Source organism: Dyadobacter subterraneus (assembly GCF_015221875.1).
GTDB lineage: Bacteria > Bacteroidota > Bacteroidia > Cytophagales > Spirosomataceae > Dyadobacter > Dyadobacter subterraneus.
Map to the genome: position 1 here is coordinate 618274 of NZ_JACYGY010000002.1, position 16292 is coordinate 634565.

At 40.0% G+C, this 16292-nt stretch carries 16 protein-coding genes and 1 pseudogene; 11 read left to right on the forward strand and 6 right to left on the reverse strand.

Annotation, left to right across the window (positions count from 1 at the left end; all coding sequences use genetic code 11):
- Window positions 1-39: 39 nt before the first annotated feature.
- Window positions 40-330: pseudogene (locus IEE83_RS33765) on the forward strand (IS982 family transposase); the annotation flags it as partial.
- 108 nt (window positions 331-438) lie between these two features.
- On the opposite strand, the gene IEE83_RS27965 reads toward IEE83_RS33765, so the two are convergent.
- Entirely contained in the window at window positions 439-1437 is a 999-nt protein-coding gene (locus IEE83_RS27965; RefSeq protein WP_194124052.1) for an N-acetylmuramoyl-L-alanine amidase family protein, read from the reverse strand.
- A 249-nt stretch (window positions 1438-1686) separates the two neighbouring features.
- On the opposite strand from IEE83_RS27965, the gene IEE83_RS27970 reads away from it, so the two are divergent.
- Entirely contained in the window at window positions 1687-3228 is a 1542-nt protein-coding gene (locus tag IEE83_RS27970; protein ID WP_194124053.1) for a YifB family Mg chelatase-like AAA ATPase, read from the forward strand.
- A gap of 46 nt (window positions 3229-3274) precedes the next feature.
- Window positions 3275-3946 (forward strand): Uma2 family endonuclease, encoded by a 672-nt coding sequence (locus IEE83_RS27975; RefSeq protein WP_228102105.1) that lies wholly within the window; start codon window positions 3275-3277, stop codon window positions 3944-3946.
- A 66-nt stretch (window positions 3947-4012) separates the two neighbouring features.
- On the opposite strand, the gene IEE83_RS27980 is transcribed toward IEE83_RS27975, so the two are convergent.
- The 4 genes from IEE83_RS27980 to IEE83_RS27995 form a co-directional block, all read right to left on the reverse strand.
- Complete coding sequence (locus tag IEE83_RS27980) at window positions 4013-4870, reverse strand: DUF4349 domain-containing protein (RefSeq protein WP_194124054.1); 858 nt, start codon at window positions 4868-4870, stop codon at window positions 4013-4015.
- 123 nt (window positions 4871-4993) lie between these two features.
- Entirely contained in the window at window positions 4994-5776 is a 783-nt protein-coding gene (locus tag IEE83_RS27985) for a hypothetical protein (RefSeq protein WP_194124835.1), read from the reverse strand.
- 189 nt (window positions 5777-5965) lie between these two features.
- Window positions 5966-6793: an enoyl-ACP reductase FabI gene (locus tag IEE83_RS27990; RefSeq protein WP_194124055.1), complete on the reverse strand. Its 828-nt coding sequence runs from the start codon at window positions 6791-6793 to the stop codon at window positions 5966-5968.
- Window positions 6794-6912: 119 nt separating this feature from the next.
- Window positions 6913-7926 (reverse strand): alpha/beta hydrolase, encoded by a 1014-nt coding sequence (locus tag IEE83_RS27995; protein WP_194124056.1) that lies wholly within the window; start codon window positions 7924-7926, stop codon window positions 6913-6915.
- 152 nt (window positions 7927-8078) lie between these two features.
- Here IEE83_RS27995 and IEE83_RS28000 point away from each other — a divergent pair, with 152 nt between their 5' ends.
- The 8 genes from IEE83_RS28000 to IEE83_RS28030 all read left to right on the forward strand — a co-directional run bounded on the left by IEE83_RS28000 (window position 8079) and on the right by IEE83_RS28030 (window position 14046).
- Window positions 8079-8771 (forward strand): response regulator transcription factor, encoded by a 693-nt coding sequence (locus IEE83_RS28000; RefSeq protein ID WP_194124057.1) that lies wholly within the window; start codon window positions 8079-8081, stop codon window positions 8769-8771.
- A 126-nt stretch (window positions 8772-8897) separates the two neighbouring features.
- Entirely contained in the window at window positions 8898-9881 is a 984-nt protein-coding gene (gene hemB / locus IEE83_RS28005; protein ID WP_194124058.1) for a porphobilinogen synthase, read from the forward strand.
- A gap of 134 nt (window positions 9882-10015) precedes the next feature.
- Window positions 10016-10348: a nucleotidyltransferase domain-containing protein gene (locus tag IEE83_RS28010; RefSeq protein WP_194124059.1), complete on the forward strand. Its 333-nt coding sequence runs from the start codon at window positions 10016-10018 to the stop codon at window positions 10346-10348.
- 134 nt (window positions 10349-10482) lie between these two features.
- Window positions 10483-10764 (forward strand): nucleotidyltransferase substrate binding protein, encoded by a 282-nt coding sequence (locus IEE83_RS33345; protein ID WP_262893265.1) that lies wholly within the window; start codon window positions 10483-10485, stop codon window positions 10762-10764.
- A complete protein-coding gene (locus tag IEE83_RS33350; RefSeq protein ID WP_310588634.1) occupies window positions 10734-10934 on the forward strand; it encodes a nucleotidyltransferase substrate binding protein in 201 nt (66 codons plus the stop codon). The genes IEE83_RS33345 and IEE83_RS33350 overlap by 31 nt, the downstream gene beginning before the upstream one ends.
- Entirely contained in the window at window positions 10900-11205 is a 306-nt protein-coding gene (locus IEE83_RS28020; RefSeq protein WP_194124060.1) for a nucleotidyltransferase domain-containing protein, read from the forward strand. Before IEE83_RS33350 ends, IEE83_RS28020 begins: the two co-directional genes overlap by 35 nt.
- Before the next feature lie 58 nt (window positions 11206-11263).
- Window positions 11264-12793 carry a M28 family peptidase gene (locus IEE83_RS28025; RefSeq protein ID WP_194124061.1) on the forward strand — a complete coding sequence of 510 codons (1530 nt, stop codon included), beginning with the start codon at window positions 11264-11266 and terminating at the stop codon, window positions 12791-12793.
- Between the two features lie 107 nt (window positions 12794-12900).
- Window positions 12901-14046 carry an ATP-binding protein gene (locus IEE83_RS28030; protein ID WP_228102107.1) on the forward strand — a complete coding sequence of 382 codons (1146 nt, stop codon included), beginning with the start codon at window positions 12901-12903 and terminating at the stop codon, window positions 14044-14046.
- 50 nt (window positions 14047-14096) lie between these two features.
- Here IEE83_RS28030 and IEE83_RS28035 read toward each other — a convergent pair whose 3' ends face one another.
- Complete coding sequence (locus IEE83_RS28035) at window positions 14097-16280, reverse strand: S9 family peptidase (RefSeq protein WP_194124063.1); 2184 nt, start codon at window positions 16278-16280, stop codon at window positions 14097-14099.
- Between the last annotated feature and the right edge of the window lie 12 nt (window positions 16281-16292).

Genomic DNA, 16292 nt, shown 5'->3' on the forward strand with positions numbered 1-16292 from the left:
TAAATATTTGAAATTCAAATATTTAACCAATATTTATCCATGTTTTCAAAAGATAAAGTTGCTGAGGTACTTTGTGCCCTAAACGATTTTTGCAAAGAATTTGAGTTACGAATCAAAGAATCAAAGCATATTTAGGTGAACGGAGAAAAAGCGATATAGAAATAGGGCTTTATCCATGACTGACTCAGAAATAATAACTATTTTAATCTGTTTTCACTTAGGATCACACGAAACGATTAAGCATTACTACCAACAAATAGAAGATCACTGGTCAGATTTATTTCCTAAAAGCTTGTCTTACAATCGTTTGTCGTGGTACAAAGTCGTTATTGTCGTGAACCCAGGCATATAAAAAACTTACGGAGCACCTTTTTTCAAAATTTATGCCGATAAAGGTTATCCTTCAAAGGCATTATGGAAATTCACGTTAAATAAATTCTACTTTTTGACCGCAAATCTGACATAAAATTCGCGAACCCTTTTTTCTTCCTCTCTGGCTTCTTCCTTTTTACCCATCAATCTTAACAAAAGAGCTCTGTTGGCGTGACAATCTGCGGCAATGTAGGAATCCGGAAATGAGCGTGCGGAACGCGTAAATAAATCGTAAGCCTGACGCAGCGAAGTTGTATCCGTATTTTTCATTAAAGCCTGTCCATCCAGAAAATCCTGATGCCAGCGACGGGCGATTTCATTCATACGCGCAGCTTCTTCAAAAACCAGAAACGTAGGAACCGTAACCAATGAATTTTTCGGAATTATTTTTGGAATTGGTTTACTGAAAAATGCTTCCAGTGCTTCGGTGTATGCTGCTGCTTCTTTTCTGTTATAATCTTCCTGTTTCAATTTTTGCTCTTCCTCCGGATTTGAGAAAAATGCCGCTTCGGCCAATACCGCTGGAATTCCATAGGTTCCTCTTAAAACCTGCGCTCCGGCTTTTGGAAAAATACTGAAATCAGAAGCTACGGAAACCGGACTATTTCCTTTGAATAAACTTTTTGTAATTGTAGTAGCCAATTCTTTTCCCAACGCAACGCCCGCCAAATTTTCACTTGAATTTCCATGAAAATAAATAATCGGGAAATCAACTTTTGGATCAGCGGTGGCATTGTGATGAATTGAAACAAAAAGATCCGCTTTGTTATCCATTGCAACTTTTGCCCGTCGCCATAATGCAATGGTATCATCCGTGGTTCTGGTCATAAAAACCTTTGCTCCTTTTTCCTCCAGCATTTTTTGCAAAAGTTTGGCAACGCGTAAATTGATCCATTCTTCACGTTCTCCGCCCGGACCGACCCGATAACTATCCGTTAGCGCAGTACCTCCATGACCTGCATCGACACAAATTATTTTACCGGAAAGTACACTTGATTTTTTTTGTGAAAAGACATTTTCCCTTGAAAAGAGAAAAATAAATGCTGCGAATAAATACTTTGTCATGGGAATAGGAGTATGAATAAATTAAAAAAATCCTGGCTAAGGACGGTGTTTCAATGCTAAATTTAATGTTTATTCAACCACAATGACGTTTTCCATTATCTTTTTATCCGATTTTAATCAAATTAGGAATAACAAGATTTTCAACTCCGCTTATCTTGATAATGATGTATCAGGTTATGTAAAAACCTGTTAATTTTGGAAAGGTTTGTCTGCTGACTTCCACACACTATTAAAATTAAAACCAGTATTATGCTTGCAAAAACTTTCGGAAGTGCGGTTTACGGCGTGAATGCCAAAATGATAACGATTGAAGTTCAGGTGGGGCAAGGCATGCATTTTCACATTGTCGGACTTGCTGATAGTGCAGTAAAAGAAAGTGAACATCGCGTTGAGGCTTCTCTAAAATACTTCAATTACAAAATGCCGAGGCAAAAAGTGGTTGTGAATATGGCACCCGCCGACATTCGAAAAGAGGGATCTGCTTATGACCTTCCGATAGCACTTTGTATCCTGGAATCTTCCGAACAAATTTCTACTGTTCACAATCTGAAAGATTATGTGATTATGGGAGAGTTATCGCTCGATGGAAAACTCCGGCCTATAAAAGGTGTTTTACCCATAGCGATTGAAGTCAGAAAACAAGGTTTTAAAGGTTTTGTTTTACCCGCTGAAAATGCACGGGAAGCAGCCATTGTTAATAATATTGATGTAATTCCTGTCGAAACGTTAGAAGAAGCCATTGCTTTTTTTGAAGGAAAAAGCGCGATTGAGCCGCTTTTTGTAGATACCAGGGATTTATTCTTTACCACACAAAATGAATATGACGCTGACTTTGAACATGTTCAGGGACAGGAAAATATAAAACGGGCTTTGGAAATAGCCGCAGCCGGCGGACATAATGCCATTATGATCGGACCTCCGGGTGCAGGGAAAACCATGCTGGCGAAACGGATTCCAAGTATTCTTCCACCGCTAAGTTTGCCCGAAGCTTTGGAAACGACTAAAATCCATTCGGTTGCCGGCAAATTAGGTACTAACGCCGCGCTGGTTTCCAGACGACCATATCGTGCGCCGCATCATAGTATCAGCGATGCAGCTTTGGTTGGCGGAGGTGGTTTTCCTCAACCGGGAGAAATCTCATTGGCGCATAACGGAATACTTTTTCTGGACGAACTTCCTGAGTTTAAAAGGACGGTTTTAGAAGTGATGCGACAACCCCTTGAGGAAAGAAAAGTTAGTATTTCAAGAGCGAAAATGACGGTAGAATTTCCGGCAAATTTTATGCTGATTGCCAGCATGAATCCGTGTCCGTGTGGTTATTACAATCATCCGGATAAAGAATGTGTTTGCGGGCCCGGCGTTGTTCAAAAATACTTAAACAAGATCAGCGGACCGCTTCTGGACCGGATTGATCTTCACGTAGAAGTTACACCTGTTACCTTTGACCAAATCGCATCAACCCGAAAATCAGAAAGTAGTGCACAAATTCGGGAACGGGTAATTAAGGCACGGGAAAGACAAACGGAACGGTTTAAAGACAACAAAGAGATTTATTCCAATGCGATGATGCCACCGGAAATGGTAAAGAAAATCTGTACGATTGAAACAGCCGGAACAGCACTTTTACGCACGGCTATGGACAGACTTGGATTATCCGCTCGTGCTTATGACAGAATCCTGAAAGTTTCCCGCACCATCGCCGATTTGGCTGGGAGTGATGATATAAGAGTTGAACATTTGGCTGAGGCAATTCAGTATCGGAGTCTGGATCGGGAGAATTGGGCTGGGTGATAATAAGTTAACTCATTTCCTGGAAACTGGTAATTTTTTATTATTTTTGAATAGAAGACATTTGATTATTATGAGCAATCGCATCCTTTCTGAGATATTAAATGAACCTGATGCATACTTCCTGCTTCAAGAAGCTCAATCTATATTAAACAGAGAGAGAGAAAAAAGAGTACAATTTTACAATGATATTACTGAACAGGAAAAAGTTGAGTTTATCAATGGAGAAATTATTATTCATTCTCCGGTTAAGAAAAAACATAATCAGGCGTCACTGCTTCTAGCACAACTGCTCAATATTTATTCGGTTAAGCATAACTTAGGTTTTGTCGGTATTGAAAAAATAATGATAACACTCACCAGAAATGATTACGAACCGGATATCTGTTTTTTCAAAAAAGAAAAGTCTTCAGGTTTTACTGAAAACCAAACACTTTTTCCAGCTCCTGATCTTGTCATAGAAATCCTGTCAGACTCAACGGAAGTACGAGACCGAGGCGTAAAATTTAAAGACTATCAATCCCACAAAATAGAAGAATACTGGATTATTGATCCTGAAAATCAGACATTGGAACAATACCATCTTAAAGGCGGTGTTTATGATCTTATTTTTAAATCTTCTCAGGGCCTTGTAACAAGCTTTGTTGTTGAAGGCTTTCAAATTCCGGTTTTAGCAATTTTCGATGAGGCAGAGAATTTGAGGACGATTGTTGGTTTTTGAGGGAAAAATATCTGTTGTCTCTTGATATCATCAGAAAGTTGTCCACCTCTGTATTTGCCAGTTTCATCATATCGTCACATCAGTTTCCTCCTTCACTGATTCCCTCTTTACAACTTTCCTAAACCCAAACCACAACCCAACCCCAAGAAAAATAAACGGCCAGACATCAACTGCAAGGATCACTATCGTAAGCAGATTTTCCCAGCCCTTTGAAAAAGCAGAACTAAGCTGATACGTAAATACGGCAGGAGTGGAGGTGATTTTGTAAAATTCGATCCGAAGTGTGGAATATTGAACCTGATCGGCCTGAAGTTTTAACTGTCCTTCGGCAGATTCTATTTCTGTACGGATGGTACCAAGTTCTGTTTCAATACTTAAAATATCTTTTATTGTAGATGCCTTTTTGAGCAATTCCCGATAGCGTAATTCTATTTCCTTTTTGGTTTTAAGCCTGGTTTCAACATCAAAATATTCGGCTGTTACATCTTTTACATCGATTTGTTTATGATTAAAATAGCGAACGTCTTTGGTTGCAGAATTCAAAAATGAGTCGAATTTAGACGCTGGAATCCTTACTATTAAGGTATAACTAATTTTATCTTCCGAACTATTCTGCTTGTCAGATGCAATATAAGCACCATTTGCAGCAGAGGCATTCATGATCTGCGCCCTGGCTTTTTCAATATCCGAGGTTTCAAATTCTACAAATCCATCTTTAATAAGTTTCTTAGCCGGAGCATTTTTAATGAAATCAACATCCTTAGTAACATTGACATCCTCATTTGGAGAAGCTTTTTGCGAAGGCTGAGGTGAAGGAAGCGCCGTAAGATCGACATTCATAGCAAGACTTTCCTGGTACTGGTCTTTTTTTGCTACGCAGGAAATAAGGAAAAAAAAGGGCAAAAGAGTGGGTAAAATTTTCATGGCTAATAAGTAATTTAAGATACACAATTAAGTGTTATATAAGTTTCTTAAATATACGTACTTTTTGGAATAACCAAAATAAATCTTCGGTTATTCCAAAATATTTCCATGAAATAGGAATTACTATAATTCTTCCACACTAACTCCACCCAACTCCTGGAAAAGTGTTTGCCAGTAATGCGTTACATGCGGATTATTTTCTTTGGATGAAGCTGTGGCTTCAAAAGGAGACACGATTGTAACCTGTGGAGAACCAATCGCATATTGTTCCAGTTTTTTAACGTCAGATTTTGCCTCGTCTTCCGCCTGCGCATCGGATACCGGTGGTTGTTTATGAAAATCACGGCGGTCGGCACCTTTTACGCTTTCAATCATATCACTGAAATAGTAAACACTAACCTGCGCTCCACTTTCACCAGCTTTGGCAATAACCGGCAAACTTGCCCAAATATCTGTTGATTGATTTGATGAGCCAGTATTTTGCTGATTCAGTTTCAATAGTAATTGTCTCAGGAAAATGCTTTTTTCTCTTTGTAAAGAAAGTTGAAAAGCGGTTTCAATGGCCTCTCGGTCGGTCGCATTCGCGCTTTCGTTCACTTCCTTTTCGCTTCGGATTGTCAGTGATAAGGCACGTGCCTGAGATGTATTTTCATGAATAAAATAAACTTCCAGCTTATCGCCCTTATTCTTCATGTTGGTTTCCATGACATTAGTCAGCGTCTGGCGGTATTTTTCATTCACATACGCCTTGTTGACATTGACACTTTGTGTTTTATCCAAAAAGATCAGGGTATATGTCGGCGCATCCGGAATGGCTGCTGCTTTTTCCTTTTCACCGCCACAGGCAGCAATCAGAAAAACAAGCCCTGAAAGAACAGCATATTTGATTTTTGACGGAGAATGCATGAGAATCGGGGGATTTTTAAGAAAATTCATAGCTCTGGATTTACGTAACGAAACTACTCAGATCGTCATAACCATACAACGCCAAACGGGATGGACGGTTTAATTATTTTATTAACACACAAAAATCCCTCCAGAACGAATAGTTTTGGAGGGATTTTTTCAATTTTTATTAAAAAACAAACCTGAAATCTAGTCAGCTTTGTTTTGATTCTGAATCATTTGAACCAATTCTTCCGAGATTCCAGTTGAAGAATAACCGCCATCATGGAAAAGATTTTGCATCGTAACCATACGTGTCAAGTCAGAGAAAAGAGAGATTGTATAGTTTGCACAATCATCAGCCGTCGCATTTCCCAGCGGACTCATTTTGTCTGCAAATTCATAAAATGCATCAAATCCACCGATTCCTGAACCTGCCGTAGTTTTAGTTGGCGATTGAGAAATTGTATTTACACGAACATTTTTCGCTTTTCCATAACGGTATCCGAAACTGCGCGCAATACTTTCCAACATTGCTTTTGCTTCCGCCATATCCGTGTAGAACGGATAAGTACGTTGTGCAGCAATGTATGACAAAGCAACAACAGAACCCCATTCGTTAATCGCGTCCAGTTTTTCTGCAACCTGCAAAAATTTGTGAAGAGAAAGTGACGAAACATCAAGACTCTTCAAGTACCAGTCGTAGTTCAAGTCGCCGTATTCTTTTCCTTTACGGATGTTTGCGCTCATACCGATCGAGTGCAAAACAAAATCCACTTTTCCGCCCAATACGTCCATCGACTGGGTATATAGTTTTTCAATATCTTCAACTGAAGTGGCATCCGCAGGAATAATTTGCGCATCACAAACTTTGGCCAATTCGTTGATAGCGCCCATACGCATAGCGATTGGTGCGTTTGTCAACGTGAATGTAGCTCCTTCTTCCTTTGCTTTCAGCGCAACTTTCCAGGCAATTGAATTTTCATCCAACGCGCCGGATATTATCCCTCTTTTTCCTTTTAATAAACCGTATGCCATGATTTCCTTTATTGTTAATTACGAGTTAACGCCCTTTTTGGCCGACAAAGTAACAAAATTTTGATCGCTTAAACCACATTCTTTTATATTCCCAAACATCTGGTTATTTGATGACAAGGTTATTTCTGAGCGGTTTCTACTGGTTTCAGTCCCAGCTTTTCTTCCAGAAACTGTTCCGTGGCTTTATAAACTCCCTCGACATCTTTGGAGCGCAGATAAGATCCGATCACGTGATCTCCACTGTTTGGAAATGCCTTTTCTACTTTCAAATTGGCAGGTGTTCCTAATTTGGGAAACATATCCAGCATCGCTTTCACCGAAACAACTTTATCCTGCTCTTCTTCATTTTTATAATAGTAAGCCAAAAAAACCGGCACTTTTACCTTTTCATATACTTCCGGCTTGGCAACTGCATCAATGGTTTCCTGTAAAGCTAAAAGTCCATTGGTATGATAACTTTGCAGCCAGAAATTCGCGCGTTCAGGAATTGTGTCAGCTGATTTTCGGCGGTCGCCCATGATACCGTGCAGAATTTGTTTCCCCCAGGGTCCGGTAATAAGTTTCAAAGCCGGAGAAGCAACAGCCATGCACGGAGAATAAAGTACAATCCCTTTCAGATCCGGATTTGTGGAAGCCAGATATACGGTCAACAAACCTCCGGCAGAAGTTCCGACAATAATAACGCTGTCTCCCAAGGCTTTTCCAATCGCAAGTGCACGTTTTGCACCAGCAATAAAATTATCAGGCGTTAGGTCATCAAAAGCATTTGAATCGCTGATACCTGCATCGTGCATCCGGGAAAGATATAAGTTGGCACCATATCTTTTTGCCAGATTTCTATGAATTGGTTCTCCTTCTGCCCAGCTGGCTCCGAAGCCGTGAATGTAAACGATGCTATATGGAGTCTTTTCCTTTTTCGAGCTGTCTGCCCAGACAATACGAGCCTGGTTGTCTCTTTTCATATCCTTCACAGCCGCTTCCGAACGATTGATTTCCGCTTCGAGTTCTGTCAGATTCTGTGTTACAATTGGAAGCTTAGGATCTGGTATTGTGGGCGTTACTTTTGGTCCGGCCAAATATACAACGACTAGTACCGCAAGCACGGCGACGATCCACACAATAATTTTTAACATATATTATGATTTTTGAAGGTTTCTTTGCTCCGAAAGTTCGTTAGTTTTATGCTGCATTCCAATTGTAACATTACTGCCACATTTTGGCAAATTATGCAGTATTTGATTAGCAAGCGGAAGAAGACTAATTTCTAATCATATAGCCACGAAAAATGCCCAACCTCTTACTCGTTGAAGACGACACCAATTTAGGAGAATTGCTCCAGGAATATCTTATTGACAAGGGATATCGGACCGATCTTGCCACAGACGGACAGAAAGGCTGGCAATGTTTTGTGGATAATCAATATGACCTTTGCATTTTTGACGTCATGATGCCGAAGAAAGATGGTTTTTCTTTGGCGAAAGAAGTAAGAATGACGGGCCGTGATGTGCCCATTATTTTCCTGACGGCCAAATCCATGAAGGAAGATACGATGCAGGGATTTCGCTCAGGCGCGGATGATTATGTCACCAAACCGTTTGACAGAGAGGAACTTATATTAAGAATCGAAGCCATTTTAAGGCGATATAGAAAACAATCCGATTTGCCGGAAGAAGAAAAAAGCACTGTATTTCAAATTGGAAATTATACGTTTGATTACAATCACCACCAGTTAGTGCTTGATGAAAAAGGCACACGGCTAACCAGCAAAGAGTCGGAGCTGCTAAAACTTTTTTGCCAGAATATCAACCAGCCTATCAGCCGCAGTTTTGCTTTGAAAACCATTTGGGGTGATGATTCCTATTTCAATGCACGAAGTATGGATGTTTATATCACCAAACTGCGTAAACATTTTAAAGAAGACGCCTCTATCCAGATTATGAATTTACATGGCGAAGGTTTTAAATTGATGGTTGGATAAAAGACGTAATAATCACAAAATTTATCTCCGTGAAACTCAATTTATTTCTCTGTGGTTCTCTGTGTAATAAGTTTATTCATTCATTAAGCTGACAGCCGACAGCCGATAGCTGATCGCCATAATAAAATGATCTATTTAAACCGTCGCCCAAGACGCAACCGAAAATCCTCAGCAATACGGGATTTGGTACAGGAAACCACACTTTCGGTCTCCGATTTTATATTTCCAATGTTCATCCAGGAAGGCACAAACCAGAAAGTTGAGATCAAATCAATGCCTGGAATTTTTCGTTTTTCTTTGGATACGCTTCTTGAAGAATTGAAAGAGGTGACTGATCTGGGAATTCGTGCAATTGACCTTTTCCCAAATTATCACGAAACTAAAAAAGACAAATACGCATCGGAAGGTTATAACGAGGATACTTTTTACCTGAAAGCAATCACAGCGATCAAGGAAAAATTCCCTGATCTTGTAATCATGACCGACATCGCCATGGATCCTTACAGTTCTGACGGACATGATGGATTGGTTGAAAACGGCGAAATTGTTAATGACGCTACCGTTGAAATTTTGGCCAAAATGGGCATAGCACAAGCAAAAGCCGGCGCCGATATTTTAGGTCCGAGCGACATGATGGATGGCCGGATCGGATATTTACGTGACACGATCGACCGCGAAGGTTTTACGAATGTGAGCATTATGTCATACTCGGCGAAATATGCAAGCGCATTTTACGGTCCGTTCCGCGATGCTCTCGAATCTGCACCGAAATTTGGTGATAAAAAAACATATCAAATGAATCCGGCCAACACGCGTGAAGCATTACTGGAAGCGCAGCTGGATTTTGCAGAAGGCGCTGATATGCTTATGGTTAAACCAGCTTTATCTTACCTTGATGTGATCAGCAAACTAAACGACAATTTTGATATTCCAATCGCCGCTTATAATGTTTCCGGAGAATATGCGATGTTGAAAGCAGCTGCTCAAAACGGCTGGCTGGATGGTGATCGTGCGATGATGGAAGTTTTAATGAGTATCCGTCGTGCTGGTGCGAAGTGTATCCTGACTTATTTTGCTAAGGAGGCTGCGGTTATTTTGAATAGTAAATAGGAATTTTAGCTTGAATTTATAGAAATAGGGTTAAGCATAGAGATATTCTTTGTTTACCCTTTTTCATTTTCTTATTTTACGGTGTAGGTAAGGCAAATTGCAATTGTTACTCCTATTATAAATCCATTGTAACTATGTTTGGCTTAAAAGAATCAGATATTTCGACTTTGCATCAAGTTCTGGCTTCTTATACAAGTGTGATGGAGGCGTACATTTTTGGAAGCCGTGCAAAAGGAAATTTTAAAAATGGCAGTGATGTTGATATCGCGATCAAGGGAAATGGTATCTCTTATGATCTGGTTTTAGATATCGCAACTTATCTTAATGAAGAGACCTTGATGCCTTATCGTTTTGATGTTCTGGACTATCATTCTATTAATAATAAGGAATTGTCCGAACACATTGACAGGATTGGAATTTTACTTTACAAAAACAATCATCTCGAAGAACTCAATGCCAAATTGTAAATGATAGCGTATTTTTGTTTGAAACTATGGTAAAAAGGGGTGAGCACAAGGATATTCTTGCTTACCCCTTTTTCATTCGTTTATTTTTCGAAAGAACTGTTGCAAATTGCATTTGTTTCAACGATTAGAATAATATGGGTAAGGACGATATAAGATGGCAACAGCGTTTTAAGAACTTTGGAAAAGCAATTGCTTTATTACAGGAAGCTGTAAACTTAACCAAAGAACGCTCACTGACCGAATTGGAGGAGCAAGGCCTTATTCAACGTTTTGAATTTACACACGAGTTAGCCTGGAACGTACTAAAAGATTATTTTGAAGATCAGGGAAACACATTATCACAGGATCGCGGGATGTTACGCGGGAAGCCTTTAATAAATCACTTATTGAAGATGGAGAAGGTTGGATGGAAATGATTAAAAGTCGTATTCAGTCTTCGCACACATACAACGAAGAAGTTGCAGAGGAAATAATAGACAAAATAATTCATCAATATAATGACCTGTTTTCAGATCTTTATATTAAAATGGAACCTCTTATCCGATTATCCGATGAAAAAATTTGGCTTGAAACAAGAACATATTGATATGATTAATCAATGTTTCGCCCAGTATTCATCTGTATTAAAGGTTGTTGTATATGGTTCACGAGCAAAAGGAAATTATAAAAATGGTTCTGATATTGATTTAACGATCATTGATCAGGGCCTTTCATTTTCTGAACTTCTTCAGATAGAAAATAAGCTGGATGATTTACTTCTTCCTTACAAAATTGATCTCTCTTTAAAGCGGCAAATCAGCAATTCTGACTTGATTGAGCATATTGAACGTGTAGGAGAAGTATTTTATGAAAAATAGTAACAGAATATTTTCTCGGCTTAGAAATAAATTAAACTGATTTACAATTAATCGCAATATGAAAAAATCAACTCTCCTGTTCCTTTCCTGTACTTTACTTCTCAATATCACCGCTTTCTCTCAAAAGAAAGCACTTTTACCACCCGAATTCTCAATCAAAAAATCAGAAACCGAAGCACATATGAGATTTTTGGCTGCTGATGAGCTTTTAGGTCGTCGGACTGGCGAACAGGGAAATCTTGTGGCAGCAAGGTATATCGCAGAGCAATTGAGAAAATTAGGACTTGTGCCCGTTCCGGGAAATACGGCTTCTGGTACATCAACCTACTACCAAAAAGTTCCTTTTGAAAAAACGGGAGCGAATGGCGGAGGAGAAATCATTGCCGGCGAAGAAAAGTTGAAAAGCGGGGAAGACTGGATTTTGATGAATGGCGAGGCAACGGACATCACGGCTCCTTTGGTTTATGCAAGTTTCGGTCTTGAAAATGCCGACAAGGGCTGGGATGATTATAAAGGTTTGGATGTAAAAGGTAAAATTGTTTTGCTGCAAAGCGGAACACCGGATGTACAAACGCCTTCTGAAATTATCGCTTCTTCAACAGAAAAAAGAAAACTGGCCGCTGAAAAAGGCGCAGTAGCTGTTATAGAATTGTTCAATGCTCCGATGCCATGGAATATGGTAAACCGCTATTTCGCAGGCGAAAAAATGGCTTTGGCAGATGCGAAAGATGCTTCCAGGAAAGCCATCCCACACGCCTGGGTGAACGGAAAAGAGGCGAAAATAACGCGTGCTTTACGTGGCGTTCAAACAGTAACCTTTAAAACAACTGGCAGAAAAAGCCAATTGGTGAACAGCTATAATGTGGCCGGATATATTCAGGGAACGGATCCGACTTTGAAAAGCGAATATATTCTTCTGTCAGCGCATTATGATCATGTGGGTGTAGGAAAGCAAGGCGGACAAACTTATACGCCGGAAGACAGTATTTTCAACGGAGCCCGTGACAATGCATTTGGTACCGTAGCTTTACTCACAGCAGCAGAAGCGTTGGCAAAAAATCCTCCCAAACGTTCTGTTTTGATCGTGGCTTTGACTGCTGAGGAAGTTGGACTATTAGGTGGTAAGTTCTATGTGGCGCACCCTTTGTTACCGCTGAACAAATGTATCTTCAACCTTAACTCAGATGGGGCGGGGTATAATGACACGACCATCGTTTCTGTGATGGGTTTAAATCGTACAAGTGTAAAAACGGAAATTGAAACCGCCAGTAAAGCTTTTGGACTTGGTGTATTTGCCGATCCGTCGCCCGAACAAGGATTATTTGACCGTTCTGACAATGTAAGTTTTGCGAAAGAAGGAATTCCAGCACCAACATTTACACCTGGTTTCAAGGAATTCAATGGTGATATCATGAAAAATTACCACCAGGTTTCTGATAATCCAGAGACTGTCGATTTTAATTATTTATTGAAATTTTGTCAGGCTTATACGTACACGGCTCGTTTAGTTGCAGATCGTAAAACAGCTCCTCAATGGATTGCAGGGGATAAATATGAAGTGGCTGCAAAAAAACTTTATGGGAAATAAATAAGAATGTTACAATTTGCTCAATGTATTGCGTAAATTTACTCAACACACTGAGCAAATTGTATTTTATGTACGAACGACTTTATTTAAAATCACTTATATACCGAATGAATGAACCTCGCAGGTTCATTCAGGTATTAATGGGCCCTCGCCAAGTTGGAAAAACTACCTTAATCACCCAATTAATCCAAAGATTAACTGTCAATACCCATTTCGTTTCGGCTGACGCAGTTCTTATCGCCGACTCGTCCTGGCTTGAACAGCAATGGGAAATTGCCCGGCTCAAAATAAAAACATCTTCTGAAAACGAGTTTCTTTTAATAATTGACGAAATTCAGAAGGTTAATAACTGGAGTGAAAAAGTTAAGGCTCTTTGGGATGCCGATACGCGTGAACAAAATAATATCAAAGTAATTCTTCTCGGATCATCCCGGTTGCTTCTGCAACAGGGACTGACAGAATCCTTGGCTGGCAGATTTGAGACAACATATATGGGACATTGGTCTTATGAAGAAATGTTTGTTGCTTTTAACTGGTCGCCAGATCAGTATGCATGGTTTGGAGGATACCCCGGCTCAGCAGAATTAATAGACGATGAAAAACGGTGGAAGTCATATGTTACCAATTCGCTGATTGAAACGAGTATTAACCGTGATATATTAATGCTCTCCCGGGTCGCAAAACCAGCATTGATGAAAGTACTTTTTGAATTAGGATGCCATTATTCCGGCCAGATTTTGTCGTTCACAAAAATTATGGGGCAATTGCAGGATGCCGGAAATACAACAACCCTTTCTCATTATCTGAGCCTTCTTGACACCGCTGGATTACTGGCCGGATTCGAAAAATATGCTGCCGATATCATCAGAAAAAAATCTTCCAGTCCTAAATTCCAGGTCCATAATACCGCGTTGATTAGTGCACAACGGGCGGAAAATTTTCAGCAAATACGATCTAACCCGTCAGAATGGGGAAGAATCGTCGAATCTGCAATCGGGGCGCATTTGCTTAACAATTCTATTTCTGAAAATTATAAGGTATATTATTGGCGGGAACGGGACCGGGAAATTGATTTTGTACTTGAATATAAAAATCAGGTAGTCGGTATTGAAGTCAAAAGTGGGGCGAAACAATCGTCGTCAGGAATGGCAGCCTTTCAAAAACAATTTCAACCCAGGAAAATTTATTTGATCGGAGATACAGGACTGCCCTGGCAGGAATTTCTTAACATCAATCCGCTAGAATTGTTCTAAAAAAAAGTCCGGCAAGATAATGCCGGGCTTTTTTTTTACTTTTCAAAATATCACCTCGCACCCGGAGGGCAATTCTTTTTCAAATAATCCGTGAACAATGTTCTCAAATGCAGAGATGTTCCTTCCCCTTCAAAAATCCCGTGTGAGCGGTTTGGATACGGCATAAACTGGAACACTTTGTTGTACTTGATCAATTCATTGACAAGCATTTCCGCATTTTGGTAATGCACATTATCATCACCTGTTCCGTGGATGTACAACAAATTTCCTTCCAGATTTTTAGCATTTGTTATTGGTGATCCCTTGACAAAATCTTCAAGATTTTCCTGTGGAATTCCCATGTAACGTTCCTGATAAATGTTATCATAAGTCAGCTGATTTCCAACGGCTGCCACAGCAATTCCGGTTTTGAATATCTTTGGATATTTAAACAAAAGATTCAAAGTAGAAGAACCACCACCGCTCCATCCGTGCACGGCTACACGGCTTGTATCAATAAATGCATATTGCTTAAACATCGATGTCGCTGCACCGGCGATATCGTTGATGTTGATTGTTCCAATATTGCGATAAATCGATTTTCTCCATGCACTTCCTTTTGGCGAAGGAGTTCCGCGGTTATCGACAGAGGCATAGATATACCCATCCTTAGCCATACTTCCTGTGTAAAGACGGTTTCTACCTGTTCCGTAACTATCATGAACCGTGCTTGACGCAGGCTCACCATAGACCATAAATACGATTGGATATTTTTTTGCAGGATCAAAATTATCCGGCTTTACCATCCAGCCATCCACTTCAATATTTTCGGCAGTTTTTATTTTGAAAAATTCAATATTCATCGCAGCCGGACGGATACGCATCATTTTCTCACTGATCGAATTATTTGGATCGACTGCTTTGTGATCTGGTAACGTAATCCATTCCATCATTGGAGGCAAGTGCGCGTTGGAAAAACTGTGTGTCGCATATTTTGCCAAAGGAGAAATCTCATAACTGTGCGTACCTGCCTGATCTGCCGGAGATAAACGCTGGGGTTCGCCTTTTCCATCCAGTGAAGCGCGGTACAAATATTCCTGCGTTGCGTTATCTGGTGAAGCTGTAAAATAATAAGCGTTATTTTTCTCGTCAATCAAAACCGGGGTGATCACATCATACTTTCCGGTGGTGATCAAGGTTTCTTTTTTTCCGTCACGACTTACACGATATGCATGTCTCCATCCATCTTTCTCACTAACCCAAACAAATTCTTTTCCTCCATCAATCCAGTCCCAGCCTTCATTTCCATCAGCCCAGCGGCTTTTGATATCGATCCACGCTTTGTCGGTTTCTGTGAAAAAGGATTTTGAAACACCATCTTTTGTATTTATATAAAACAAAGTACTAACATTCTGTTTCCGGTTCAACTGTTGAATTACCAGCTCATTAGCACTTCCTGCCCATTCCATACGCGGAACGTATGTATTCTGAGGATCGCCCGGAATATTCATCCATTTTGTTTTGGCAGTAACTACGTCAACCACACCAATTTTATAAGGCGATGGCGTTTGTCCTACTTTCGGATACTCAACCGGAATCGTATAAGAATAAATTGAATCTGTTGTATTGATCATCAGAAAATTACGGATTTTACGGGCATCTAATTGCCAGTAAGCAATTGTTTTGCTATCCGGACTCCACCGGAATCCATCGCGACAATCAAATTCCTCTTCGTAAACCCAGTCAAATGTTCCGTTGATCACACGGTCTGTTCCGTCCAGCGTAACTTGTTTGATCACACCCGTAGCCAGATCTTCCGAATAAATATTGTGTTTGCTGACATAAGCTACTTTTTTCCCGTCCGGAGAAAATTTTGCGAACATTAATGACGATTCAGGACGGCCCTTTCCAAGCTGTTTAAGATTGTTCGTTGCCAGATCCAAAACCCAGTAATCGCCGCGGGTATCTCTTCTCCAAACTCTTTTTGAATTTGTGTAGATCAAAACCTTCGTCCCGGCGTCATTGAAAGTATAACTACGAACCGATAAATTTTTATCCGAGCCTTTGGGCGTAAGTTGTTGTTTTGAAACAATTGTTCTTGGCTCATTACCAGGAAGTTTAATTTCAAAAATTTCACCTTCTGCTACGTCTCTGTAACCACTGCCATCAGGTAACCACTGAAAATTAGCCGGGATTTGCGCAAACAAAGGGGAGGAGATAATTACAAAGACTAGTGCTTTGATCAAATGCTTCATTTGGATTGGGTA

Excerpts from the sequence above, each read along its gene's own strand:
- IEE83_RS27965 (WP_194124052.1), bottom strand. The coding sequence starts at position 1,437 with ATGACAAAGTATTTATTCGCAGCATTTATTTTTCTCTTTTCAAGGGAA.
- IEE83_RS27970 (WP_194124053.1), top strand. The coding sequence starts at position 1,687 with ATGCTTGCAAAAACTTTCGGAAGTGCGGTTTACGGCGTGAATGCCAAA.
- IEE83_RS27980 (WP_194124054.1), bottom strand. The coding sequence starts at position 4,870 with ATGAAAATTTTACCCACTCTTTTGCCCTTTTTTTTCCTTATTTCCTGC.
- IEE83_RS27985 (WP_194124835.1), bottom strand. The coding sequence starts at position 5,776 with ATGCATTCTCCGTCAAAAATCAAATATGCTGTTCTTTCAGGGCTTGTT.
- IEE83_RS27990 (WP_194124055.1), bottom strand. The coding sequence starts at position 6,793 with ATGGCATACGGTTTATTAAAAGGAAAAAGAGGGATAATATCCGGCGCG.
- IEE83_RS27995 (WP_194124056.1), bottom strand. The coding sequence starts at position 7,926 with ATGTTAAAAATTATTGTGTGGATCGTCGCCGTGCTTGCGGTACTAGTC.
- IEE83_RS28000 (WP_194124057.1), top strand. The coding sequence starts at position 8,079 with ATGCCCAACCTCTTACTCGTTGAAGACGACACCAATTTAGGAGAATTG.
- hemB (WP_194124058.1), top strand. The coding sequence starts at position 8,898 with ATGATCTATTTAAACCGTCGCCCAAGACGCAACCGAAAATCCTCAGCA.
- IEE83_RS28010 (WP_194124059.1), top strand. The coding sequence starts at position 10,016 with ATGTTTGGCTTAAAAGAATCAGATATTTCGACTTTGCATCAAGTTCTG.
- IEE83_RS33345 (WP_262893265.1), top strand. The coding sequence starts at position 10,483 with ATGGGTAAGGACGATATAAGATGGCAACAGCGTTTTAAGAACTTTGGA.
- IEE83_RS28020 (WP_194124060.1), top strand. The coding sequence starts at position 10,900 with ATGAAAAAATTTGGCTTGAAACAAGAACATATTGATATGATTAATCAA.
- IEE83_RS28025 (WP_194124061.1), top strand. The coding sequence starts at position 11,264 with ATGAAAAAATCAACTCTCCTGTTCCTTTCCTGTACTTTACTTCTCAAT.
- IEE83_RS28030 (WP_228102107.1), top strand. The coding sequence starts at position 12,901 with ATGAATGAACCTCGCAGGTTCATTCAGGTATTAATGGGCCCTCGCCAA.
- IEE83_RS28035 (WP_194124063.1), bottom strand. The coding sequence starts at position 16,280 with ATGAAGCATTTGATCAAAGCACTAGTCTTTGTAATTATCTCCTCCCCT.